Genomic DNA, 24,248 nt, shown 5'->3' with positions numbered 1-24,248 from the left:
GGCCGATCGCGTCACAAGATGCCATGGCATCTGGCAAGACACTCAACGCGGCCAACCTCGAGACACTTGGGGCCGCACGGCTGGCGGCACTTCTGATCGAGATCAGCACCGGCAGCGCCGCGGCCAAGCGTCGGCTGCGCCTGGCACTCGCGGGCAATGCCGGCCCGGCGGAGGCGAGCCGCGAGGTGGGCAAGCGGCTGGCGAGCATCGCCAAGGCCCGCGGCTTCATGGACGCCCAACAGGTCAAATCGCTGGCCGCCGACCTGGAGTCGCAGCGCCGCGCCATCCTCGACCTGCTGGCACCGGGCGATCCGCGCGAGGCGTTCGAGCTGCTCTGGCAACTGGTCGGCTGCGCGCAGTCGGTGTTCGCTCGCAGCGATGACCGCAGCGGACGGCTCACCGAAATTTTCCAGGGCGCCGTGCGTGACCTCGGGCCGTTGGCGCAGGCTGCCAAGCTGGACCCGGTGGGTCTTGCCGAACGCGCTTTCGAGGCGTTGCGACGCGACCAGTATGACACGTGGGATGCGCTGGTCCCGACCCTTGCGCCACAGTTGGGCGTCCCCGGGCTTGCCCGCATCAAGACGCTCATGCAGGCGTTCAAGGCGCAGAAGGTGCCCGTCCCTCCCGAGCGCGAGCGGCGGGTGGTCGGCTGGAGCAGTTCGGGAAACATTTATGCGGACCAGATCGAGTCCAGCCATCGCCGCTCCGTCGCAAGCTTCGTTCTCCAGCAAATTGCCGACGCGCAGGGCAACGTTGACGGCTACATCGCGCAAATCGACCTGGCCGCGCGCAAGACCCCGCTTGCCGCCGCCGCGATCGCACGGCGCCTGCTCGACGCGGGCCGTCCGACGGACGCGAAGCAAGCGTTGGAGGCCGTCGACCCTGCGAGGCGCGCGCGGGCGCCGATAGAGTGGGAGCAGGCGCACCTTGATACGCTCGAGGCGCTCAACCGCGCCGAGCAAGCCCAGGACTATCGTTGGCAGCGGTTCCTCGACACGCTGAACGAAACGCACCTGCGCGAGCACCTACGCCGGCTGCCCGACTTCGAGGATTTCGAGGCCGAGCAACGCGCCCTGGCGCACGCCCTCACCTACCGGGACGTCCACCAGGCTCTGGCTTTCCTGGTCAACTGGCCCGCTTTGCACCAGGCCAACGAATTGGTGCTGGCCGAGGCCCACCGGCTGAACGGCGATCTCTACGAATTCCTGAGCCCCGCCGCCGATGCGCTCGACGACAAATACCCCCTCGCCGCCACCCTGCTGCGCCGGGCAATGATCGACTTCACGCTCGAACAAACGCGCGCAACACGCTACAAGCATGCTGCCCGCCACCTCGCCGACTGCGCCAGCCTCGCCTCGCGCATCACCGACTTCAACGGCAAACCCGATCACGCGGCGTATGCCCAAGGCCTCAGAACCGCCCACGGCCGCAAGGCCGCCTTTTGGCAGGAGGTCGAGAGGTTTCGTTGAGAACCTTCTACTCGCCGCCGGCAGCTGACACCTCGACATGAGGGGAATGACGGCCCGCCCCGACTCCTCGTCGGCATGGAAAGCCGCTTTCAAAACCATCGCGGGACAACGGTCAAGCTCGTGCTCTTGATCGGTCATCGCTTGGCATCCTCCCTTGCAAATCATATCATCACTAGATATATGGAAATATGACGGACGAGGCGATGCACCGACTGCTCGATTATGACCGGCGTCGCTATTGGCTGGCAAATGGGTGGAGCATTCGCTTCCGGATAGCGCAGACGGCTACGACGACGGAGCGGCCATATGGGATTAGATACTCGTTCACGCTGCACGACGTAGACCGGAGACGCCTGCTTGGCTTCGACAACGCCCACGGCTTGCCCCGCGCTGAGGCCTACGACCATCGGCACCGCTTTCGAAGAACGGCCGAGCTGGTGCGCTACAATAACCAAGGTGCGGACGAGCTGATCTGCGACTTCTTTGCGGCGGTGGAGATGGCATGCCGCCAGGAGGGTGTGGCGTTTGAATTCAAGGCAGAGGACGTGGAACTGGAGCCGGAGGACGATGATGGCGCGGAAGAGTCTTTCTGACCTACGCGAGGAGATGCGGGGCGTAGCACGCGGGGAGCGACGCGCCGCGCCACTGCCGGCGGCACCCCTGCTAGCCGCCCTGTCACGGGAAGCACTCGACCTGCTTGGTGTTGTGCTTCGGGAGCGGCCGACGACAATCGCGGAGCTCGTCGCCCTGACGGGCCGCGCCCAGCCAAATGTCTCGCGTTCCCTTCAACTGCTCGCCGGCCACGGTCTGATCCGGCTGGAACGGGAAGGACGGGAGGTCAGGCCGGTGCCGGTTGCGCGCGAGGTGCGGGTGGACCTGACGACAGGAACATGTGCGACGGTGCTTTTGGAGGAGACGGCATCGTGATGGGATGCGACAACGTCTCTTGCGCTGCGGCCTGCGTACAGCACCCGGTTTTCCTCCTTGCCCATGTTCCCTTCATGGAACCAGGCTTGACCCTTGGATCAAACTCTCCTGACCGCAATGTAGCGGGCCGGGCTTGCCGCGTGCTGGAAGGATCCGACCGTGACTGCAGGAACCCATATTGTGTGGATCGTGCTGCCGATCCTTCCGATCCGCTGGAGCATACGGACTGGACAGAAATGGGGCCAAGAATGAAGTGCATTGTCGTCGCCAGACAGTGACGCCGTCCTTGACTTGCATTCGCGACACGATCCGGCGCCAGATCGGCGTGGCTGAAAGGGCGTCGAGCAGAATGTGCGGCAAGGTTAGTGCGGCAAGGCCACGGATCGTCAACGACAGCAGATGCATGTTGAATGGCCCGTCCCCCACCAGCGGCCATAGCGCGGCCCCGATACCGATGGTGAGCAACGTGATCGGAACCGAGCGTCCCGCTCTTGCCCCGGATGATCGTCGCTGCCGCCACCGATCCGGCAGTCCCCCGGCCGCGTTCCGAAACCAGTGCGCGGCAAGATCGGTCAGGACCATCAGGCCGCCCGGCGTGCCGAGGCCGTAACCTTCCCTTCGTCGTTGAGATCCTCGTCAACCAGCTTACCGGTGCTGACGGTGCTCAGCAGGCCGTAGGCGACCTTCGAGAGCAGGTCGACGATCGCAATCAAGGCGACGCTGGTCGTGCTGCTCAGGATACCGGTGCCGTCGGTGCCGAGACCCAGGATTACCGGATAAAGAAACCACAGAACCGAGAGGATCGCGGCGTCGCGAACATAGTCGGACCGCACCTTTGCGCGTTCGCGCCCGGCTTCCTGAAGCAGCGCCACCCACATGACGTAGTAGACGCCGAGGAACGCCACGCAGGAGACGATGAACCAGGTCCACTTGATCCATTCGACCACCGAGGCGCCGAACGCCAAAGCGGTCCCGATCATCATCACGTCCGCGAGCAGCATGCCGAGAATAGCGCCGCCGCGGCGCAGGCCGCTCGGCATGCTTGTGTAGGCCAGACCCATGAGCAGGAGCGGCGTGGTGAAGGTCCAGTCGATATAGCGTCCGAAATAGAAGATGCGTGTCGTGGCACTGCCGGGCAGGATCGGCAGCAGGATGCTGCCCTGGCCGGTCGCCATCAGCAGATAAAGACAAGCGGCGATGATGGGCACGATGCCGTGGATAACGGTGTGCGCCTCCTCATGGCCGGTGCGACGTTTGCCGATGGCGAGGATCAGGCTGCCGCCGGCAAGCATGGCGATCACGTCGAACCATAGCCAGAACTGTGAAGTCATCAGGCCTTGTTCCATGAGGGTAGCCGCCTCAGAACAGATGATGCTCCTGACATTTCCCCTGACGGCCGATCAGTTTATTTTGTCGGAGCGGGGCTACACATCGCTGTGTAAAGAGGATGACAAGCACGGTTCGAACCTATGCCCCGTGCGGCGACTGCGACCGCTCTGCCTTCGGCAGGGTAAAGCCGATGACGACGGGCATTGCGAACAGCACCAGCGGCATCTGCACGATCAAGCCGGAAATGATCGCGATAGCCAGCGGTTGTTGCAGGCCCGAGCCGCGGCTGAACGCAAGGGCGAGCGGCAGCAAGGTCAGGATGGCGGCGAGCGTGGTCATCGCAATCGGGCGGAAGCGGTTGCGGGCGGCTTCCAGCAGGGCGTCGCGCGGCGGCATTTCGGCCTTCAGGTCGACCCATTCGGAAACCAGGAAGATCGCCATTTCGGTGCCAATGCCGATGATCATGGTCATACCCATGATCGCGGTGATGTTCAGCTGCACATTGGTGAACCATAGCCCGGCGAACACCGCGATCGCCGAGAGCAGCGCCGCCGTGAGCACGATCGCGGCGATCGCGAAACTCTCATACAGGAACAGCAACAGCACGAACTCCGCGACAACGGCCGCGGCAAACACCCGGATCAGCCCGGCGAACGCGATCTGCTGTTGTGCATAGAGGCCGCCCATTTCGTAGCGCACGCCCTGGGGCATCATGCCGGGGCGGTTGAGCACTTTTATTACGTCGCCGACCGCAGCACCCAGCGAGCGGCCCTGTAGCCGTGCCGTCACCGCCACCATGCGGGCGAGGTTCTGCCGCTCGATCTCCGGCTCGCCGGGTGCGGGGGTGATCGTCGCGATACGACCCAGGGCGAACACATGGCCGTCGGGTGCCCGTATCGGCAGGTTCGCGAGCTGGTCGTCGTAGCGACGCATGCCAGGCGGCAGCCAGACGCGCACGCCAATCTGCTTGAGCGGCCGCGGCATCTGGGTGGCCACAGTGCCGGTCAGGTAGGTGTTCAGCGCGCTTTCGACCTCCGCACTGTCGACGCCCTCGATTGCCGCCTTGGTCGGATCGAGCTTGATCCGCAATCCATCGCCGGCAATCACGATCCCGTCGCGCACCGAGACCACGCCCTGCACCTTGGCGATGGCGGCGGAAATCTTCTTGGCGGCAGGCGCCAGCTTGGCCGGATCGTCGGCGAACAGCTTGACCTCGATCGGCTCCGGCACCGCGGTGAGATCGCCGATCAGGTCCTGCATGAGCTGTGCGAGCGAGACGTCGAGGCCCGGGACCTGCGCGTCGATACGATCCTGCACCTGTTCCATGATGCTGGTGATCGGCGGACGCGCGCCGGTCTTGAGCAGCACGAACAGGTCGCCGGTATTGGGTTCGCTAAGGCCGCCGCCGAGGCCGGTGCCGATCCGGCTGGAGAAGGTCGCAACCGACGGGATGCCGCGCAGGATCTGCTCGACCTGCGCCAGCTCGCGCCTGGTTTCGGCAAGCGACGTGCCTGGTGCGGAGACGTAGTCGAGCACGAAGCCGCCCTCGTCCATCTCCGGCATGAAGCCGCTGCCGACATTGTTGAAGGCGAACCAGCCGAGCACCAGCAGCGGCGCCAGCCCCAGCAGCAGCAGCCAGGGCCGCGCGAACAGCTTGTCCAGGGCCCAGCGGTGCGCGCGCCCAACACGGCCCTCCGGCGCGTCGCCCGGGTCCTTCCATTTGTCGAAATTGACCAGCAGACGGGTCAGCACCGGCACCGCCAGCGCGGTCAGGCCGTAGGAGATGATCAGGGCGGCGGCCATTGTCAGCGATAGCGCCTTGAAGAAAGCCCCGGTGACGCCGCCGAGAAAAATCAGCGGCAGGAACACCAGCAAGGTCGCCGTGCTGGAGCCGCTCAGCGGCGGCAGGAACTCGCGCCCGGCGCGCAGCACCGGACTATCGCCGTTCGCGTCGTCGGCGGCGCCGTTCTGGCCGGCGCGCCGGGCGAGATGCTCGACCATGGTAATCACGTCGTCGATCACCAGGCCGACGGCGGCCGCGATGCCGCCCAGGGTCATGATGTTGAAGGTCATGCCCAGCATCTCGAGCAGCAGCACGGTGGTGGCCAGCGTCGCCGGCACCACCAGCATCGCCACCGCCGTCACCCGCAGGCTGCGCAAAAAGGCGTAGAGCACGAGACCCGCGAGCCCCAACCCGATCAGCACCGCGTCACGGACGCTGCCGGTGGATTGCGTCACCAGCATGCTCTGGTCATACCATTTGGTGAGTGTCACGCCGGGCGGCATCTGCGGCCGGTAGTCGGCAAGCGCCTCGCGCACCGCCGCCGAGATTGCCACACTGTTGCCGCTCGGCTGCTGGTAGACCTGGAACTGCACCGACGGATGGCCGTCCTCGCCGATGCGTATCCATTGCGGCTCCGAGCCTTCGCGGACCGCCGCCACATCGCCGACATGCACCACGCCGCCCGGACCAGACTGCAGCACCGTCTGCCGCACCTGGGCGATCTGGCGGATGGTGTCGTCAAGTGCCAGCAGCAGCAGCTTGTCATGGTCCTGCATGCGGCCGACCACGCTCAGCACGTTGGCCTTGGACAAAGCGAGCACCACGTCGGACAGCGCCAGCCCGTGCGCTGCGAGCCGATGCGGGTCGACGAGGACCTCGATCTCCTCGACCTGGCCGCCTTGGACGCCGACATGCGCCACCCCGGGGATCGCGGTCAGCAGCGGCACGATCTGGTATTGCACCAGATCACGTTGCGCCACGGCGCTGATGGTCTTCGACGACAGCGAGTAGGCGATGATCGGATAGACCGTGGGGTTCATCCGTCGCACCTGATACTGCGCGCCGGCAGGCAGGCTCGGCAGGGTCTGGGCGACGGCCGCGTTCACCTCGGTGGCGGTCGCCACCATGTTGGTGCCCCAGGGAAAGTCCAGCGCGATCTGCACCGAGCCGCGGCTGGTGGTCGAGCGCATGGTGCGCACACCAGGCACCCCGCGCACCGCCTGCTCGAGCGGGATCGTGACGAGCAGCACCGTCTGTTGCGCCGGCCTCGCCCCCGCATTCACATCGATCAGGATGCGCGGGAAGGCGACCTGCGGGAACAGACGCATCGGCAGTACTGTCGCCGAGAGCACGCCCGCGACCGCCAGGGCCAGCAGCACGGCGAGGATCGAGCGGGTATGGCGCGCGACAAAACCGCGCTGAGGATTCTGCTTGCTCACTGGCTGCCCGAACTGTCGGTGCGGACGTCCTCGCCGTCATGCAACTGGGTATTGCCCGAGGTCACCAGCGGTGTCGCCATATCGAGCGTGCCGCTGACCACCGTGGTGTCGCCCGCGTGGCCTACGATCTTCACCTCGACCCGATGTGCCTTGCCGGCACCCACGACAAAGACATGCGGACCATGCGCGTCGGTGGAGACCGCGTCGCGCGGCACCAGCCAACCGTCCATCGAGCCGGTGGTGATCGCCACCCGCACCGGCGTACCAGGCGTCATCGAGGCTCCGGGTGGCGGCGCGATCATCGCCGGCACCAGTCTGGTGCGCGGATCGAGCAGCCCGCCGACCGAGCCGACCCGTCCCTGGGCGGTGGCATCGCCATAGAGCGGCACGATCGTCGCCGGCTGGCCCACCGCCACCTTGTCGCTCTGCCCCGGCTCGATGCCCACCGCCGCGACCAGCCCCGCGCTGCGCACCACGGTCAGCAGCGGCGTGTTCGCCGCCACCCGCGCACCCTGCGCCACCAGCACCGCCGACACCACCCCGTCGAAGGCGGCGGAGACGGTCTGCTCCGGCGCGCCGCCACCGCTGCGCTCAATCGCGTCGAGATTGGCCTGCGCATCCTGCTGCGCCTGCACCGCCAGCGCCAACTGGTCCCTTGTGCCGAGATGCTCGCGCAGCATCTCCGTCGCCCTGGTATGGTTGCCGCGTGCCTGGGTCAGCGCCGCCACCGCCTGCTGGTAGGCGGCGACCGACGCCGGATCCGCGCGCAAGGCGAGCAGCATTTGCCCCGCATGAACCGGCTCGCCGGCGTACACCGAGAGCGCCGTCACCTCGCTCGGCCGCGGCAGGCTGATGGTTTCGCTGCCGCCGCCCGGCGCCGCCTGGATGGTGCCGTAGGTGTCGAGCAGACGCGGCAGCGCGCCACGATGCGGCGGCTGCGTCTGCACCAGAACGCTGGGGGCTGCCAGCGCCGGCGTCGAGAGCAAAAGCCAAGCGGCCAGGACGAGCAGATGTCTCACAGCAGGCTCCGCGACTTCGGCGGCACCAGCTTGACCGGCGGCAGGCCGGCGCCGAGCAGGGTCGCCAGCGCCGTGCGCTCATCCAGCACCAATTGCTCAAGCCCGATCACCTGCTGCTCCTGGTCGAGCTTGGCCACCACCAACTGGACATAGCTCAGCTCGTCCAGCAGCCCGCGGTTAAGCCCGGTCTGCGCTCCGACGGCGAGCCTGCGCGCTTCCGGCTTGGCCGCGACCGCCGCCCGCAACTGCCGCTCCTCAAGGCCGAGATTGGCCAGCAACGCGCGCGCACCTGATTCCGCCGTCGCCAGCCGGTCGTCGTATTCCGCCTGCAACTGCGTGCGCGAGGCGCGCTCGATGGCGATGGCGCCGCGGTTGCGGTTGAACAGCGGCAGCCCGATGCTGACCGCGGGACCCACCGTCTGCGTACGCGAGGTGTCCTCGGTGTAGTTCGGGCCGATGGTCAGCGCCGGGAACTGGCCGAGCACCGCGGCGCGCATCCGTGCCTCCTGCGAGGCGTAGCCCAGTTGCAGCGCGATCAGATCCGGCCGCCGCCGCGGCAGCGCCGCCAGCATGGATGCCGCCTCTGCAGGCGTGATTGCCGGCACGCTGACGTTATGCGCGAGCAGCGGCCGCACGTCGGGCTCCAGGCCGAGCAGCAGGTCCAGGCTCTGCCAACGTTGCTGCTGGGCCAGCACCGCGGCGTCGAGCTGGGTCTGCAGCACGATCAAGGCAGAGATGTCCGGGGCCAGCATCTGCAAGGTGGCGGTGCCCTCCCGGATCCCGCGCCGGGTGGTCGCGGCGCGATGGCGCAGCAAAGCGAGCGTATCGCGCAGGCTCTCCAGCAGCCTGCCTTGCTCGACCAGATCGATCGCGAGCGTCTGGGCGCGGCTGATCGTCTGCCATTCCTGCCAGACGATCTGCGCATCGACATCCATCGCCGCCTGACGCGCCGCCCGTCGCCTGGCCGAGAGGGTAATCAGCGACCCCACGTCAGCGGTCAAAGCGGCGGTGAAGTTGTTGGCGAAGTCGGGACCGGCGAGCAGCACGTCGTAGCCCGTCGAAAACACCGGATCGGGCAGCAAACCGGCCTGCACCACCTGCGCCGCGGCCACGCCATGGCGGGCCCGGAAGGCTTTCAAAGCGGGGCTGTTGGCGACCGCGAGCAGTGAAACCTCGGCCGGGGTCAGCGGCTGGTCGGCTGGAATCGGCGCGGCACCCGGTCGCGTCCGGTCCAGCCCCGCCACACCGGTGGCGAGGCGCGCATGCTGCCGGAGCGGCTGCGGGCGGTAGCTCGCGCAACCGGCAAGTGCGGCGCAGCAGAGCACAATGGTGAAGCTTCGAGCCTTCATTCGGCCGGGGACTTATCAGGTGTCGGCGCCGGGACAAAGTTGGTTAAAATCAATCCCGCCGGGTTGCGTGACGCATGGCGTCCCGCTCGGCACGCCGGCGCTGCTGCCCATTGTCGTGCTGATCAGCACCGCGCTGTAAGGTTGGCGATCGGTATCGTGGGGTCCCGGCTCCGCCAATGTCGCGTGGCGCATGGTCGCAGGGTCAATCACCCGGAGAATGTCTTGCCATGAACACCACACGCATTCTCGCCGCCGGCGCCCTGGCGATGGCCGGCGGCGAGGCCGACTGAGCGTTCGCCCTCAAGGTCTGTCATGAAGCTCCTGCTGATCGAGGACGACGCGGAAACCGCGGCCTATGTCGGCCGCGGCCTGCGCGAGCACGGCCACCTGGTCGAATGCGCAGCCACCGGCCGGGACGGCTTGATGATGGCAAATGACGGCGGCCATGACGTGCTGATCATCGACCGCATGTTGCCAGGCCTGGACGGGATCGGCCTGGTGCAGGCGCTGCGCGGCACCGGGGTCAAGGCGCCGGTGCTGTTCCTGACCGCGCTCGGTGGCGTCGGCGACCGGGTTCGCGGCCTGGAGGCGGGCGGCGACGATTATCTGGTCAAGCCGTTCGCCTTTGCCGAACTGCTGGCCCGGGTCAACGCGCTTGCGCGCCGCCCGCCGCTCGGTGAGGCACCGGTCACAAAGCTGACTGCGGGCGACCTCGTGATGGACCTGTTGAAACGCTCCGTGATGCGTGCCGGCAGGCCGATCGAGCTGCAACCGCGCGAGTTCCAGTTGCTGGAATATCTGCTGCGCAACGCCGACCGGGTGGTGACCCGCACCATGCTGCTCGAGGCGGTATGGGACTTCCACTTCGATCCCAGGACCAACATCGTCGAGACGCATATCAGCCGGTTACGGGGCAAGCTGTCGCAGTTCGGCGGCGTCGAGCTGATCTACACCTTACGCGGCGCCGGCTACAGCCTGCGCACCCCGTGAGTGCCCCCCCGCGTGAGCAGGCTGGCCGTGCCGCGGCTGCTGCGCGCCGCAAGCTTTCGCTTCGCCGCCCTCTATGTCGTTCTGTTCGCGGCCTCGGCGTCGATCCTGGGGGGCGTTGTCCTGCTTGAAGCCCGCGCCGCGCTGCGCCAGCAGATGACGGCGCGGATCGAGACGGAGACCGCGCTGCTGCGCGATGCCGACCGGGACGGCGGCCTGGAGCATCTGCTCGCCTTGGTCGCCGCACGCGGCCACGGCACCGGCGCGCTTGAGTACCGGGTTGAGGGCCCTGGCGGCGCGCGTCTGGCGGGCACGCTCGCCCACGCGATGCCGTGGCGAGCGGGCTGGACGACAATCCCCACTGCTCGCGACGTTGACGGCGAGACGGGACATGTCCGCACCCTGGTGAGCGATCTGGGCCACGGCGTGACCCTGGCGGTCGGCGACGATCTCGACCAGATTGAGGATCTGCAGGAGGCGATCACCACCGCGCTGGTCTGGGCGATCGGGGCGGCCGGCCTGCTCGGCATCGGCGGCGGCGTGTGGCTGAGCCGGGCGTTTCTCGGCAGGGTGGATGCGATCTCCAACACCGCCGAGGCGATCATCGGCGGCGATCTCGCCCGTCGCATGCCGCTGCGGGGCACAGGCGACGACCTCGACCGCCTCGCCGGAACGCTGAACCGGATGCTCGATCGCATCGGCGCGCTGATGGACAGTCTGCGCCAGGTCGGCAGCGACGCGGCGCACGACCTGCGCACGCCGCTGACCCGGCTTTATCAGCGTCTCGAGGATGCCCGCGCCCAGGCGCACGGGGCGCCGGCCTTTGCCGCGGCGATCGACGCCGCCATCGCCGAGGCAGACGGCCTGCTCGACATCTTCTCCGCCCTGCTGCGCATCGCCCAGGTCGAGGGCGGCCTGCCGAGCGCGCACTTTCGCGCGGTCGACTTGAGCACCGTCGCCGAAGCCGTGGTCGACGCCTACCGACCGGACGCGGAAGCCGCCGGCCGCAGCCTGGCCACCGCGATCGCCCCCGGCATCGTGCTACGCGGCGACCGTGAACTGCTGACCCAGGCGCTCGCCAATTTGGTCGAGAACGGCCTGCGTCATACGCCCCCCGGCACCTGCATTCGCGTAGGTCTGGGCCAGGACCAACAGGCGCACGTCGTGCTCGCGGTCGAGGATGACGGCCCTGGTGTGGCGGAGGCGGATCTACCGCGCATCACCCGACGCTTTTATCGTGGCGAGCGCAGCCGCACGACCGCCGGCCATGGGCTTGGGCTCAGCCTGGTCAGCGCGGTAGCCGATCTGCATGGCGCCAAGCTGCGCCTGCAACCGGCAAACCCCGGCTTACGGGTCAGTATGGAATTCACGAGTGGGGGGGCCGCCCAAGGCGTTCGTGCTTAAAAGCCGCTCCCCGCCTCCTGGCGCCAGCCTGAGCGCACGGTCTGGCGCTGGCGCGGCGGCTTGGGCTGGGTCGAGACCATATACAGGCCGATCACGAACACCAGGTTGGCCAGCGCATTGAATTGCATCGCCATCTGGAACGGTGGGTGCGCGAGGGCCGCCTGCACCGCGCTATAGAGCAGGAACGGGATCGAGAGCGGCCGGAAGCCCTGCAGCATGAAGCGCAGCGGGTTGGCGTGTCCGGGACGCACCAGCGGCCGCATTCGGTTGATCGACAAATAGAAGGCGAACCCCAGCGCCCACATCAGCCCGTTCCACAGCGCGGAATCGATGCTCAGGCCGCCCACCATGAATATGGCTATCACGGCCGCGGCATCGAGCACGATGGCACCGAGCTGCATGCTCATGCCGATTTCGAACGCCGTCGGCTTTTCGCCGAGCCGGTCGGCCATCGGCTGGAAGACGCGGTCCAGGATCCAGTTATCCGCGCGGTTGACGCCGTCGGCGAGGTTCATGCCTGCCCTGTCGCGCGACACGAGACCGCCGTCAAGCTGCCAACTCGACAAGCACCCTTTCTCGGGCCAGCATCCAATCATGTCCATCACACAGCAATCCGGCTGGCCGGAAACAACGCGGGCCCAGGCGATCATCGAGGCGCATCTCGGTCTGGAGGGCCCGTTGCTGCCGATCCTGCACGCACTCCAGGACGAATTCCGCTGCGTCCCGTCGCAGGCGGAGCCGCTGATCGCGAGCGCCCTGAACATCTCGCGCGCCGAGCTGCATGGGGTTATCTCGTTCTATCACGACTTCCGCCGCGCGCCGGCTGGGCGCCATGTCCTCAAGCTGTGCCGCGCCGAGGCCTGCCAGTCGATGGGCGCGGTGGCGCTGGCGGAGGCGCTGCTCGCACGGTTGGGGCTCGATTGGAGCGCGACGACGGCGGACGGCGAACTCACCATCGAGCCGACCTACTGCCTCGGCCTGTGCGCCTGCGCTCCGGCAGCACTGTTGGACGACACACCGATGGTTCGGCTGACGTCGGCCAAACTCGACGACGCACTGGCACATGCATGACCCGGGCATGACCCAAGTTTTCGTCCCCTGCGACACTGTAGCCCTGGCAATGGGCGCCGACCGGATTGCCGATGCGATCCGCGCCAAGGCGGAGCGCCTGGGCAGGCCGGTGCAGATCGTGCGCAACGGCACTCGCGGCATGGTCTGGCTGGAGCCTCTGGTCGAGGTGGAGACCGCGTCCGGACGAACGGGCTACGGGCCGGTAACGCCGGACGACGTGGACTCGCTGTTCGACGCCGGATTTCTCGATGGCGGCGACCATGCGCTCGCTATCGGCCGGCCGGAGCGGCATCCCTGGCAGGTCCGGCAGACGCGTCTGACCTTCGCCCACTGCGGCATCATCGACCCGCTGTCGCTCGACGACTATCGCGCGCATGGCGGCTACGCGGGTCTCGCCCGGGCCGCCGAGATCGGCGCGCAGGCGAGCGTCGACGAGATCAAGCTGTCCGGGCTGCGCGGCCGCGGCGGTGCGGGTTTCCCGACGGGCATCAAATGGAACACGGTGCGCCTGGCGCAGGCCTCGCAGAAATACGTCGTCTGCAACGCCGACGAGGGTGACAGCGGCACCTTCGCCGATCGAATGCTGATGGAAGGCGATCCGTTCTGCCTGATCGAAGGCATGACCATCGCCGGGCTCACGGTCGGGGCGACGAAGGGCTTCATCTATTGCCGTTCGGAATATCCGCACGCCTTTCGTACTCTGCAGCGCGCGATCGCGGTGGCGGAGCAGGCCGGCTTGCTCGGTGATGACGTCGCGGGATCGGGCCAGCGCTTCGTCCTGGAGGCGCGGCTCGGTGCGGGCGCCTACATCTGTGGCGAAGAGACCTCGCTGCTGGAGAGCCTTGAAGGCCGCCGCGGCACGGTCCGCGCCAAGCCGCCGCTGCCGGCACTGTCCGGGCTGTTCGGCAAGCCCACCGTGGTCAACAACGTGCTCTCGCTCGCCGCCATCCCCTCTATCCTGGCCCTCGGCGGCAAGACCCATGCGCAGCATGGCGGCAACCGCTCGCTCGGCACCTTGGCCGTGCAGCTCGCCGGCAATGTCCGGCACGGCGGCCTGCTCGAGGTCGCTTTCGGCACCTCCTTGCGCGAAATCGTGGAGGAGCTCGGTGGCGGCACCGCCTCCGGGCGGCCGCTGCGTGCGGTGCAGGTCGGCGGCCCGCTCGGCGCCTATTTCCCGGCGCATATGCTGGAGATCCCAATGGACTACGAGGCCTTCACCGCGGCCGGTGGCCTGCTCGGGCATGGCGGCGTGGTGGTGTTCGACGACAGCGTCGACCTTGCCGCCCAGGCCCGCTTCGCCTTCGAATTCTGCGCCCATGAGAGCTGCGGCAAATGCACGCCCTGCCGCATCGGCGCGGTGCGCGGCATGGAGGTCGTCGACAGGATCACCGCCGGCGTCGAGCGCGCGCGCAACCTGGCACTGCTCGGCGACCTCTGCACCCTGATGACCGACACCTCGCTCTGCGCCATGGGCGGCCTGACGCCGGTGCCGGTGAGAAGCGCGCTCACGCACTTCCCCGAGGATTTCGACAAGGAGCCGCACGCATGGGCCTGATCAAGGAGACCGATTTCGGCACGCCGATCCGCGCCAACGAGACAACCGTGACCCTGCGCATCGACGGCCAGAGCGTCGCGGTGCCGCAAGGCACCTCGGTGATGGCGGCGGCCGCCTCGCTCGGCACCAGGATCCCCAGGCTCTGCGCCACCGACAGCCTGGAGCCGTTCGGTTCCTGCCGGCTCTGCCTGGTCGAGATCGACGGACGCCGCGGCACACCGGCGTCCTGCACAACGCCGGCCGAGGACGGCATGGTGGTCAGCACGCAGAGTGCGCGCCTCGCGCAACTGCGTCGCGGCGTGATGGAGCTGTATATCTCCGACCACCCGCTCGACTGCCTGACCTGCTCGGCCAACGGCGATTGCGAACTCCAGGACATGGCCGGGGCCGTTGGCCTGCGCCAGGTGCGTTACGGCATGGACGGCGTCAACCATCTCGCCGCTCCCAAGGACGAGTCCAACCCGTACTTCACCTTCGAGGCCTCGAAATGCATCGTCTGCTCGCGCTGCGTGCGCGCCTGCGACGAGGTGCAGGGCACGTTCGCGCTCACCATCACGGGGCGCGGCTTCGACTCCAAGGTGGCCGCCGGCCCCACCGATTTCTTCGGATCCGAATGCGTCTCCTGCGGCGCCTGCGTGCAGGCCTGCCCGACCGCGACGCTCACCGAGAAGAGCGTCATCGCCAAGGGCCAGCCCGAGCATTCGGTGGTCACCACCTGCGCCTATTGCGGCGTCGGCTGCGCCTTCAAGGCGGAGATGCAGGGCACCGACCTGGTGCGCATGGTTCCCTACAAGGACGGCCGCGCCAATGAGGGGCATTCCTGCGTCAAGGGCCGTTTCGCCTGGGGCTACGCCACCCACAGGGACCGCATCACCAGGCCGATGATCCGGGCCAAGATCAGCGATCCCTGGCAGGAGGTGAGCTGGGAGCAGGCGATCGGCCACGCCGCGAGCGAGTTCCGGCGCCTGCAAGCGACCCACGGCCGCGACAGCATCGGCGGCATCACCTCGTCGCGCTGCACCAACGAGGAGACCTTCCTGGTGCAAAAGCTGGTGCGCGCCGGCTTCGGCAACAACAATGTCGACACCTGCGCCCGGGTCTGCCACTCGCCGACCGGTTACGGGCTGATGACCACGCTTGGCACCTCCGCCGGCACCCAGGATTTCGCCTCCGTGGCAGACGCCGACGTGATCATGGTGATTGGCGCCAACCCGACCGACGGCCATCCGGTGTTCGCCTCGCGCATGAAGCGGCGGTTGCGCGCGGGCGCCAAGCTGATCGTCGTCGACCCGCGACGCATCGACCTGGTGCGCTCGCCGCATGTCGAGGCCGCCCACCACCTCGCCTTGCTGCCTGGCACCAACGTCGCCGTGCTCAACGCGATGTCGCACGTGGTGGTGACCGAGGGGCTGGTCGCCACCGACTATGTGCGCGAGCGCTGCGACGCACAGGCCTTCGATAGCTGGCAGCACTTCATCGCCGAGCCGCGCAATTCACCCGAGGCCACCGCCGCGCTGACCGGCGTCGACCCGACGGCGCTTCGCCAAGCGGCACGGCTGTACGCCACCGGCGGGGCTGCCGCCATTTATTACGGACTCGGCGTCACCGAGCACAGCCAGGGCTCCACCACGGTGATGGCGATGGCCAACCTCGCCATGGCCACCGGCAATATCGGCAAGCCCGGCACCGGCCTGAACCCGTTGCGTGGCCAGAACAACGTGCAGGGCTCGTGCGACATGGGCTCCTTTCCGCACGAGTTCCCCGGCTACCGGCATGTGTCCGACGACGGCGTGCGCCAGGCCTTCGAGGCGCTCTGGAACGTGTCGCTCTCAGGCGAACCCGGCCGGCGCATTCCCAACATGCTCGACGACGCCGTCGAGGGCAGCTTCAAGGGCCTCTACATCCAAGGCGAGGATATCGCCCAGTCCGACCCCGACACCCAGCACGTCACCGCCGGGCTGCGCGCGATGGAATGCATCGTCATCCAGGATTTGTTCCTCAACGAGACCGCGAAATACGCGCACGTGTTCCTGCCCGGCTCGTCTTTCCTGGAAAAAGACGGCACCTTCACCAACGCCGAGCGCCGCATCAGTCGGGTGCGCAAGGTAATCCCGCCGCTGGGGGGCCTCGCCGACTGGGAGGCGACGATGGCGCTCTCCAACGCGCTGGGCTTTGCCATGCAGTACAGCCATCCGTCCGAGATCATGGACGAGATCGCCGTCTCGACGCCGAGCTTCAAGGGCATCTCGTACGAGAAGATCGACGCACTCGGCTCGCTGCAATGGCCGTGCAACGACGCCGCCCCCGCGGGCACGCCGACGATGCATGTCGGCCGCTTCGTGCGCGGGCTCGGCCGCTTCATGATTACCGAGTTCATCCCGACCGAGGAGCGCACCGGCACACTGTTCCCGCTGCTGCTGACCACCGGACGCATCCTCTCGCAATATAATGTCGGCGCGCAGACAAGGCGCACCGAGAACAGCCGCTGGCACGAAGAGGATGTGCTGGAGATCCATCCCTTTGACGCCGAGCAGCGCGGCGTCGTCGAGGGCGATCTGGTGTGTCTCGCGAGCCGCTCCGGCGACGTCTCGCTGCGCGCGCGGATCAGCGAGCGGATGCAGCCCGGCGTCGTCTACACCACGTTCCACCATCCCAAGACCGGCGCCAACGTGATCACCACGGATTATTCCGACTGGGCGACGAACTGCCCGGAATACAAAGTCACCGCGGTGCAGGTGCGCAAGACCAACCGTATGTCGGACTGGCAGGCCCGCTTCTTCGACGAGGACACGGCGCTGACCCAAATCGCCGAGCCGAGCGTCGCCGAGTGAAGCCGCAAAAACTCGCAGCGATGGCGAACCAGATCGCGCGCTTCTTTAGGTCCTATCCGGACGACGAGGCCGCGGCCGGCATCCGGCGTCACCTGGTATCGTTCTGGACCCCGGCGATGCGGCGCGACCTCGAAGGCTGGATCGAGCAGGGTGCCCCGGACCTGGACCCGCTTGTCGTGAGCGCGCTGAAGCAGCCGATCACCGCCGCGAGCCCCGTGGTTCGCGTCACCTCACCCGCGCGGGAAGCCGGCCAGATGGCCAGCGACGCAGGCTAAAGAAACGTAAAGGGAAATCAACGGCATGTCCGATTACGTCAAGCCTGGCGTCGTGCTCGACAACATGATCGAGTCCGGCGTGATCAAGGCGGAGTTGCCCGCGGTCGAGACCCTGGTCCGCGCAGGACTTGCTGGTGCCTATCTCGCCTTCGTCACCTCAATGGCATTCCTGCTCGCCGTCCAGACCGGGCAGTTCGTCGTCGGCGCGCTGCTGTTCCCGGCCGGCTTCGCCCTGATCGTGGTGCTGGGCATGGAGCTTCTCACCGGCAATTTCGGCATCATGCCGGTCAGCCTGTTTTCTGGCCGCATCGGCGCGGGGGCGATGCTGCGCAACTGGTCGCTGGTGTTCGCCGGCAACCTGATCGGCGCGCTGATCTATGCGGTGCTGTTCTGGATCGCCGCGACCGACGCAGGCCAGACCACCGGCGGCGTCATCGGCGCCAAACTGCGGGCACTCGCGGTCAGCAAGACCACGGCCTACGAGGCGTTCGGCGCCGCGGGGATGCTGACCGTGTTCGTCAAGGCGATCCTGTGCAACTGGATGGTCAGCCTCGGCTCGGTGATGGGGCTCGCCTCGACCTCGACGACCGGCAAGATCCTCGGCGCCTGGCTGCCGATCTTCATCTTCGTCAGTCAGGGCTTCGAGCATTGCGTGGTCAACATGTTCGCGATCCCGGTCGGCATGATGTTCGGCGCCAAGGTCACGCTCTATGACTGGTGGGCCTGGAACGAAATCCCGGTGACGCTCGGCAACCTGGTTGGCGCCCTTGTCTTCACCGGCGGCGCGCTCTATGTCGCGTACGGCAGAACCACCAGATCAATGCAGGACGTCGCCGCCCCGGCTTATCCGCGCGGCTGAAGCAGGCTGCAGTCAAGGTAGAGGCGTCGCCGCTGCCTGCCGCACAGGCGAAGGTGCTGCCGGCATGCGCATGAACCGGGTGCTCAGGGAGTCTGTGCTCAGTCCGCGCCGGCTGCCTTTCGCCGCCGCCTGGAAGACCTCCGCGAACTTTCCGCTGACGAAACTCGCCCTCGACCCCTGCGCCAGGTTCATGATCAAGGTTGCTCCCAGGGACAACGGGGAGAATCCGAGTTCGATCGCATTGATCTGAATGGCGCCGAAGAAGGCGTTGTCGCGCACGAGAATCGCCTCGACCTGAGTTCCGTCATTGGTTTCCAATCCCGGCCCGTTCTCTTCGTCGGCCCGTGTCACCGTGCCGCACAGCACAAAGGCGTGCGGCATCGGCGAACGCGTGACGACCTTAAACAGCCCCGTCCCGCTCAGCGCCTGCTGAAGGTGTTGCGGCAGATTTGCTGCCACGCGCGCTGCAATCTCTCCCGATCCGCTGAAGCGTCCGATCTGCAACGGCGCCCTGCCCGGATCGAGCGGGGCCTCAAAAGAAAAGACCCAATAGGGTTCAGGAAGGTCCTTGGGAACCGCGCCAAAAGTCTTCAGGCGCGGGGTCGCCGCGGCAGCCTGGCGATCGAAGTCGGCATAGCTGGCTTGAGGCAGGGTTCCGGCATGGTCGATGCGAAACGGCACGGGCTTGCTTGCACAGTCGGCGAGCATCAGGAGCGACAGTAGAAGCCAGGATGCACGCAAGGAACACACCATGATGCTGCGTCATACTGTTTCGTTGCAGGAATGTCGAGCGCAACCTGCAATGATCAGGCAACATGTTATAATCATTGCGTAGTCGCATCATGCTGCAGTAATTGCGAACCTTCTGTGTAGGCCCGGGAGCCAAGATAATGAGCGAACGCTTTCTGTTTGCCGCGGAAGACGCTGGCAGCAGGGTCAATCTCCTTGTCTCCGATGGCGTCGGCACGGTTGAGCTTCTGCCGCAAGGCGCGTCCGCCGCGAAAGGGATCAACCCTACCGAGTTTGTCAGCCTGGGTGCCACCGTGCTTTTCCTGGGCCAGAACGCAGCCGGACAGACCGTCCTGTGGAGCAGTGACGGCACGGCTGTCGGCACCGTTATCGTGCCCGTAGGCGCCGGCGCCGAGGCTCCGGTGAGCTTTGCAAACCTCACGTCCTTTGGTGGCAAGGCTGCGTTCACCGCGCTGGACCATAACGGCAATGCGAGCGTCTGGACCACCGATGGCACCGCCGCCGGCACGACCGAGATCCTGGCAGGCGTCAAGGCCGACAATCTTGCGACCGTCGAGGGCAAACTATTCTTCGACGGTGTGTCTGCCGCGAGCAGCGTCTACGGCTTGTGGACCTCGGACGGCACCCTCGCCGGCACGCATCTGCTCACACCGGCCACGCAGTCTGTGGCTCCGACGGGCTATGCCGCCGTTGCCAGCGGCAAGGTTGTATTCGAAATCCAATCCGGCCTGGACCCATTCGGATCATCGCTTTGGGTGACGGACGGGACGCCTTCGGGAACGCAGTCGCTCGGCGTCCCCGGCTTTGACAACATCATCGGCTCCGTTGCGCCCGTCTCGTTGAACGGCGTGGCCCTGTTCGGCACCGATAATGGCCTGTGGCGTTCGGACGGGACCACGGCCGGAACCAGCAAGATAGAACCGGTCGGACCCCCCTATCTGTCGAACATCGGGGGGCTCACCGTAGCGGGAAACCAGGCATTCTTCATTTCTGCCATCGGCCTTTACGTGACCGACGGCACCGATGCCGGTACGCACGCGCTGGTCACCGGTCCGGCGGGAAGCATCGTCGATGGCGAACCGGTGGCACTGGGGGGAAAGGTTCTTTTTAACGTCTCGAACAAGGGAAATTCGGGATTATGGACCAGCGATGGAACGCAGGCTGGCACCTATCAACTCTTGGTAGGCGCCAATGGTATCTCTGCCGAGGGCTTGCAGCCATACGACGGCAAGCTGGTGTTCAGCAGCTCCGATGCCGCGGGTAATGACGGTCTGTGGATCACGGATGGAACCGCTGCCGGAACCCACGAAATCTCGTCACTGCCCAAGATGATACCCCTGACGTTCAGTGGATCGAGCCTACCCGGACCGTCAGGTTCCGTGGTCGATCTGAACGGCAGCCAGACCTACGTCGCGCACGACGCCGATACGGTGCAGGCGGGGAGTGCTTCCGAAATCATCGTGGCACCTGCCGGGTTCCTCTCGGTACAGGGGGGCGCCGGTGCGCTCACCTTCGTCGGTGGCCTGAGCGACAGCACCGTGACCGGCGGCCTGGGGGCGACCACGATCTTCGCCGGCGCCGGCGGCGGCGTTTACCAGGGCGGACGCACCGGCGGGAACATCCTGATCGGCGCGGGCGGCAACACGACCCTGACCGGAGCCGCCGGCGGCGACAAACTGTTCGGGGCGGCCTCCGGCACCACGGCGCTGGTCGCAGGCTCGGGCAAGGAGTTCCTCATCGGCGGTGCCGGCAACGCCAGCATCGTTGGCGGCACCAACGGCAGCGTGATCTTCACCGGCTCCGGCAGCAACACCGTGGTCGGCGGGACCGGCGGCGGCGATACCATAGTGGGCGGCGGTCAGCACGATTCGATCACCGCCCAGAATGGCGACGCCATCTTCGCCGGCGGCGGCGACACGAATGTGATCGGCAGCAGCAAGGGTGCGGACTCCATCATCGGCGGAAGCGGCACCCTGGGTGTGACGGCGCGGACCGCCAACATGCTGGTCGCGGGCGGCTCCGGACATTCGGCCATTAGCACGGGCTCAGGCGCGAGCCTGGTCTTTACCGGCAGCGGCACCATGAACCTTGCCGAAGGCGCCGGTCCCGGCCAGGTCGTCCTGGGCAGCGGTGCTGCGATCGTGACGTTCGGCAGCGGCGCGGTCCTGTTCGACGTCGTGCGCGGTGCCTCCGGCGGGCTCGACCTGCTGCACGGTTTCAGGCCCGGTGTCGATCAGATCAGGCTGTTTGGCTACAGCTCTGCGGACGTTCAAAAGACAATCGGCGGCGGCAACACGATTTTCCATCTCGTGGACGGAACGTCGCTGGCGCTGTTCGGGGTGACCGATCCGAACACCAGCCTGACCTTCAGCTAAAGGCTACCACCACATGGCCCCGACAGACAGCCGAAGGAGCCAGATGTTGATTGTGCGCGCCGAGCGCTTTCACAGCGTTGATCGCCATGCTTGCGCCGCAGCCTGGAGCAGACGGATGGCATCGTGCGCGCCGCCTGCCTCGCCCTTTTCGAAGTCGCCGCTGATCTGGGCCATCTGATTGGTCACATGGGCGAAACACACAACCGGCTTGCCACAGGCGCGCGCGAACGCGTAGAGGGCGGCGGCCTCCATCTCCACCGCGAGCACGCCATGGGCCCGCGCCGCCGCGATGGCAGCTTCGGTTTCGCGAAACGGCGCGTCCGTCGTCCAGGTCGAACCGCGTCTGACCGCGGGCACGCCGCCTTCGAGCGCTCGCATCAGAGGCTCGACGAGTGCCAGATCGGCTTCGGCGAAGTCGGACGGAGGCAAATAATGCCGGCTGGTGCCTTCATCGCGCAACGCCCTGTCGATCAGCACGAAGGCGGGTGTCGGCCCGCCTGCCGCGATTTCGCCCGCCGACGTGATGCTGATGAGCAGGCGGCATCCGGACGCGAACATCTGCTCGGCGATGAGCACGGCGAAGGAGGCTCCGACGGCGCATCCGACAATCCCGAAGCGTTCGCCGCCAAGCTCGAACGTGAAGAGATCGGTGTGGTAGCAGGCCCAGGCCGACATGCGTGTCGCCCGGCCATCTGCCCGAAGTTGTCGCAGAATGTCGCCGTCCGGATCGAGCACGCAAATGTCCGGAACATTCTCGACCGGCAAGTCCTTCTGCCGACGCGCCTCGCGCAGCAGATTTTCCGGCCGGAACACAGATGGGGCGTTATGGTCCTTGGTAATGGGGTCCAGGGGGCTTACGCCCCCTGGCGGGTTCGGGCAGAGCCCGACCTGAGCCGCCACGCGCTCAGGGCCGATACCCCTCAAGCTTCCGGTACAACGTGCTACGGGACACACCCAGCGCCCGCGCCGCGGCCGCGAGGTTGCCGTCCGAGCGTTTCAGGGCGTCCAGGATGATGGCGTGTTCGGCGTCGCTCAGATTGACCACGCCGGTGGTCGGCGGGGGACTTGCGTGGCGCGCGGCCTGGGGCATTTCGGCCGCGAGTTCGTCCACGCTGACGTCGGGAGATTCCGCCATCAGCAACTGGGTCTCGACCATGTTGCGCAATTCGCGCACGTTGCCTGGCCAATGATAGGCGTCGATCAGACGCATCACCTCGGGACCGAAGCGGCGCATCGGCACGGCGTGGCGAGCCGACAGCGTCTCGTTGAAGTGGGCGATCAGCATCTCGACGTCCCCGGCACGATCCCGCAAAGGCGGCGGCTCGAGCGTGGTAACGCTGATCCGGTAATAAAGATCGCGGCGAAACCGTCCCGCTTCGACTTCCGCCGGCAGGTTGCGGTTGGTCATGCAGAGCAGCCGGGTGTTGACGCGACGCGGCGTGCCTTCGCCCAGGCGGTAGATGATACCGTCCTCAAGTACACGCAGCAGCAGCGGCTGCAGGTCGAGCGGCAGCTCGCCGATCTCGTCCAGGCATAGCGTGCCACCGTGGGCGAGCTCGAACCGGCCAGCGCGCCCTTCCGCGGCGGCGCCGGTGAAGGCGCCGCGCACATAGCCGAACAATTCCGCGCCCAGCAGCTCCTTGGAGACCGCGCCGCAATTGAACACGATGAACGGTCTCTGCTCGCTCGCCTCGCCATGGATAGCGCGTGCGAACAGCTCCTTGCCGACGCCGGTCTCACCGTGGATCAGGACCGGCACCTGCTTGCCGACCAGCCGTTTCGCCCGTGCCACGATATCGAGGATCGCGCGGCTGGAACCGATGATCTGCGCAAACGCATCGGGCGCGTTCTGCGCTGACGGCGGCCGCGCACGTGTCGGCACCACCAGCATGGCGCCGATCGCGCGTCCGCCCACGGTCACCGGCGTGAACCACTCGGCGCGCAGTCCGTCGGGAAGCTTCTCGGCCCAGGCCTCGACCGAGGATGCGTCATCGAGCCCGGGCACACGCTGGCCCATCGCCACCAGGTTCGGCACGCGCCCGGTGCGATGCACCAGCCGACCGCGGCGGTCGATCGCGACCATGCCGGCGACATCGGCGTCCGAAATCCGGTCGAGACAGATTTCCAGCAATCGCATGCGTTCCTGCATCGCCCGTTCCGCAAGCGCCATCTCGATCTGTCGGGCGGTGGCGACCGCGAGCGAGAGATTGTTGCGCTGGTAGGTCGAGGGCGGCCCCGAGATATCGATCACGCCCAGCATCGCGCCGGTGCCGGGCTCGAACACCGGGGATGCGGCGCAGGTCCAGGCCTTGATGCCGTCGCAGAAATGCTCGGACGCGTGCACCTGGGCCGGACGCGCGGTCGCCAAGGCGGTGCCGATGCCGTTGGTGCCGATCGCCGCCTCACGCCAGTCGCCGCCTGGCTTGAGGTGGATGTCCTCGCCCTGCTCCAGGGTAAACGGATCGCCGATCACATCGAGGATGATGCCGTCCGGGTTGGTCAGCAGCATCATCGAGCGCGAGCCGCTGAGCATCGGGGCGGCCTGCGCGAACACGCCCTCGGCCGCGGCAAGCAGTTCCGCATGGCGCTCGCGCAAAGGCCGGATCGCGGCCCCGGTCGCAACCATCGGCGCCGAGCGACCGACCGGATCGATCCCCAATTGCTGGCTGCGCAGCCAGGATGCCACGACAAAGTTGCGTGCCGGAATCACCACACTGCCGTCGCCGGTCAGGAAGCGCTCCCACGCCTCCATGGTGTCGCTGCTGTCGCTCTGCCGGTGGATCGTGGGCAGGGCCAGGGCGGGCGGCGGCATGACCTCTCCTCCCG

Annotated in this window: 19 protein-coding genes; 11 read left to right on the top strand and 8 right to left on the bottom strand. The window is 67.0% G+C overall.

Annotated elements, in window-relative coordinates; all coding sequences use genetic code 11:
- The first annotated feature begins 23 nt into the window (after positions 1 to 23).
- The 3 genes from ACQY4K_RS13500 (at position 24) to ACQY4K_RS13490 (ending at position 2,396) form a co-directional block, all read left to right on the top strand.
- Positions 24 to 1,469, top strand: coding sequence for a DUF6880 family protein (locus tag ACQY4K_RS13500; RefSeq protein ID WP_428390712.1), 1,446 nt, complete (start codon positions 24 to 26; stop codon positions 1,467 to 1,469).
- A gap of 188 nt (positions 1,470 to 1,657) precedes the next feature.
- The gene (locus ACQY4K_RS13495; protein WP_428390711.1) at positions 1,658 to 2,062 is read left to right on the top strand and encodes a toxin-antitoxin system TumE family protein; all 405 of its coding nucleotides are present in this window, start codon (positions 1,658 to 1,660) and stop codon (positions 2,060 to 2,062) included.
- Positions 2,037 to 2,396 carry a MarR family transcriptional regulator gene (locus tag ACQY4K_RS13490; protein WP_428390710.1) on the top strand — a complete coding sequence of 120 codons (360 nt, stop codon included), beginning with the start codon at positions 2,037 to 2,039 and terminating at the stop codon, positions 2,394 to 2,396. Before ACQY4K_RS13495 ends, ACQY4K_RS13490 begins: the two co-directional genes overlap by 26 nt.
- 581 nt (positions 2,397 to 2,977) lie before the next feature.
- On the opposite strand, the gene ACQY4K_RS13485 is transcribed toward ACQY4K_RS13490, so the two are convergent.
- The 4 genes from ACQY4K_RS13485 to ACQY4K_RS13470 all read right to left on the bottom strand — a co-directional run bounded on the left by ACQY4K_RS13485 (position 2,978) and on the right by ACQY4K_RS13470 (position 9,315).
- Entirely contained in the window at positions 2,978 to 3,727 is a 750-nt protein-coding gene (locus tag ACQY4K_RS13485) for a bacteriorhodopsin (RefSeq protein ID WP_428390709.1), read from the bottom strand.
- Between the two features lie 136 nt (positions 3,728 to 3,863).
- Positions 3,864 to 6,947, bottom strand: a complete 3,084-nt coding sequence (locus ACQY4K_RS13480) for an efflux RND transporter permease subunit (protein ID WP_428390708.1) — start codon at positions 6,945 to 6,947, stop codon at positions 3,864 to 3,866.
- On the bottom strand, positions 6,944 to 7,966 hold the full coding sequence (locus ACQY4K_RS13475; RefSeq protein WP_428390707.1) for an efflux RND transporter periplasmic adaptor subunit: 1,023 nt from the start codon (positions 7,964 to 7,966) through the stop codon (positions 6,944 to 6,946). Before ACQY4K_RS13475 ends, ACQY4K_RS13480 begins: the two co-directional genes overlap by 4 nt.
- Positions 7,963 to 9,315, bottom strand: a complete 1,353-nt coding sequence (locus tag ACQY4K_RS13470; protein WP_428390706.1) for a TolC family protein — start codon at positions 9,313 to 9,315, stop codon at positions 7,963 to 7,965. The genes ACQY4K_RS13475 and ACQY4K_RS13470 overlap by 4 nt, the downstream gene beginning before the upstream one ends.
- 312 nt (positions 9,316 to 9,627) lie before the next feature.
- Between ACQY4K_RS13470 and ACQY4K_RS13465 the strand changes: the two genes are divergently transcribed.
- Positions 9,628 to 10,305 (top strand): winged helix-turn-helix domain-containing protein, encoded by a 678-nt coding sequence (locus ACQY4K_RS13465; protein WP_428390705.1) that lies wholly within the window; start codon positions 9,628 to 9,630, stop codon positions 10,303 to 10,305.
- A 12-nt stretch (positions 10,306 to 10,317) separates the two neighbouring features.
- Positions 10,318 to 11,706, top strand: coding sequence for an ATP-binding protein (locus ACQY4K_RS13460; RefSeq protein ID WP_428390704.1), 1,389 nt, complete (start codon positions 10,318 to 10,320; stop codon positions 11,704 to 11,706).
- On the opposite strand, the gene ACQY4K_RS13455 is transcribed toward ACQY4K_RS13460, so the two are convergent.
- Positions 11,703 to 12,272 (bottom strand): hypothetical protein, encoded by a 570-nt coding sequence (locus tag ACQY4K_RS13455; protein ID WP_428390703.1) that lies wholly within the window; start codon positions 12,270 to 12,272, stop codon positions 11,703 to 11,705. The two genes, ACQY4K_RS13460 and ACQY4K_RS13455, sit on opposite strands and share 4 nt — an antisense overlap.
- Before the next feature lie 28 nt (positions 12,273 to 12,300).
- Here ACQY4K_RS13455 and ACQY4K_RS13450 point away from each other — a divergent pair, with 28 nt between their 5' ends.
- Genes ACQY4K_RS13450 through ACQY4K_RS13430 form a run of 5 tightly spaced genes read left to right on the top strand, consistent with a single transcriptional unit; the run spans position 12,301 to position 18,297 of the window.
- A complete protein-coding gene (locus ACQY4K_RS13450; protein ID WP_428390702.1) occupies positions 12,301 to 12,777 on the top strand; it encodes a formate dehydrogenase subunit gamma in 477 nt (158 codons plus the stop codon).
- Positions 12,778 to 12,784: 7 nt separating this feature from the next.
- Positions 12,785 to 14,332 (top strand): formate dehydrogenase beta subunit, encoded by a 1,548-nt coding sequence (locus ACQY4K_RS13445; protein WP_428390701.1) that lies wholly within the window; start codon positions 12,785 to 12,787, stop codon positions 14,330 to 14,332.
- The gene (gene fdhF / locus ACQY4K_RS13440) at positions 14,323 to 17,163 is read left to right on the top strand and encodes a formate dehydrogenase subunit alpha (protein ID WP_428390700.1); all 2,841 of its coding nucleotides are present in this window, start codon (positions 14,323 to 14,325) and stop codon (positions 17,161 to 17,163) included. The genes ACQY4K_RS13445 and fdhF overlap by 10 nt, the downstream gene beginning before the upstream one ends.
- Entirely contained in the window at positions 17,160 to 17,438 is a 279-nt protein-coding gene (locus ACQY4K_RS13435; RefSeq protein ID WP_428390699.1) for a formate dehydrogenase subunit delta, read from the top strand. Before fdhF ends, ACQY4K_RS13435 begins: the two co-directional genes overlap by 4 nt.
- Positions 17,439 to 17,463: 25 nt before the next feature.
- A complete protein-coding gene (locus tag ACQY4K_RS13430; RefSeq protein WP_428390698.1) occupies positions 17,464 to 18,297 on the top strand; it encodes a formate/nitrite transporter family protein in 834 nt (277 codons plus the stop codon).
- Between the two features lie 12 nt (positions 18,298 to 18,309).
- On the opposite strand, the gene ACQY4K_RS13425 is transcribed toward ACQY4K_RS13430, so the two are convergent.
- Complete coding sequence (locus ACQY4K_RS13425; RefSeq protein WP_428390696.1) at positions 18,310 to 19,038, bottom strand: hypothetical protein; 729 nt, start codon at positions 19,036 to 19,038, stop codon at positions 18,310 to 18,312.
- A 149-nt stretch (positions 19,039 to 19,187) separates the two neighbouring features.
- On the opposite strand from ACQY4K_RS13425, the gene ACQY4K_RS13420 reads away from it, so the two are divergent.
- Positions 19,188 to 21,422 (top strand): beta strand repeat-containing protein, encoded by a 2,235-nt coding sequence (locus ACQY4K_RS13420; protein ID WP_428390695.1) that lies wholly within the window; start codon positions 19,188 to 19,190, stop codon positions 21,420 to 21,422.
- 69 nt (positions 21,423 to 21,491) lie between these two features.
- Here ACQY4K_RS13420 and ACQY4K_RS13415 read toward each other — a convergent pair whose 3' ends face one another.
- Positions 21,492 to 22,322 (bottom strand): nucleoside phosphorylase, encoded by an 831-nt coding sequence (locus ACQY4K_RS13415; RefSeq protein WP_428390694.1) that lies wholly within the window; start codon positions 22,320 to 22,322, stop codon positions 21,492 to 21,494.
- 4 nt (positions 22,323 to 22,326) lie between these two features.
- Positions 22,327 to 24,234: a sigma-54-dependent Fis family transcriptional regulator gene (locus ACQY4K_RS13410; RefSeq protein ID WP_428390693.1), complete on the bottom strand. Its 1,908-nt coding sequence runs from the start codon at positions 24,232 to 24,234 to the stop codon at positions 22,327 to 22,329.
- Positions 24,235 to 24,248 lie beyond the last annotated feature (14 nt).

Origin of the sequence: Lichenicoccus sp. (assembly GCF_965276875.1) — a bacterium.
In the GTDB taxonomy this organism is placed as follows: Bacteria; Pseudomonadota; Alphaproteobacteria; order Acetobacterales; family Acetobacteraceae; genus Lichenicoccus.
The sequence above is the reverse complement of the archived record's forward strand: the minus strand, read 5'-3'. Positions and strand labels throughout refer to the sequence as shown.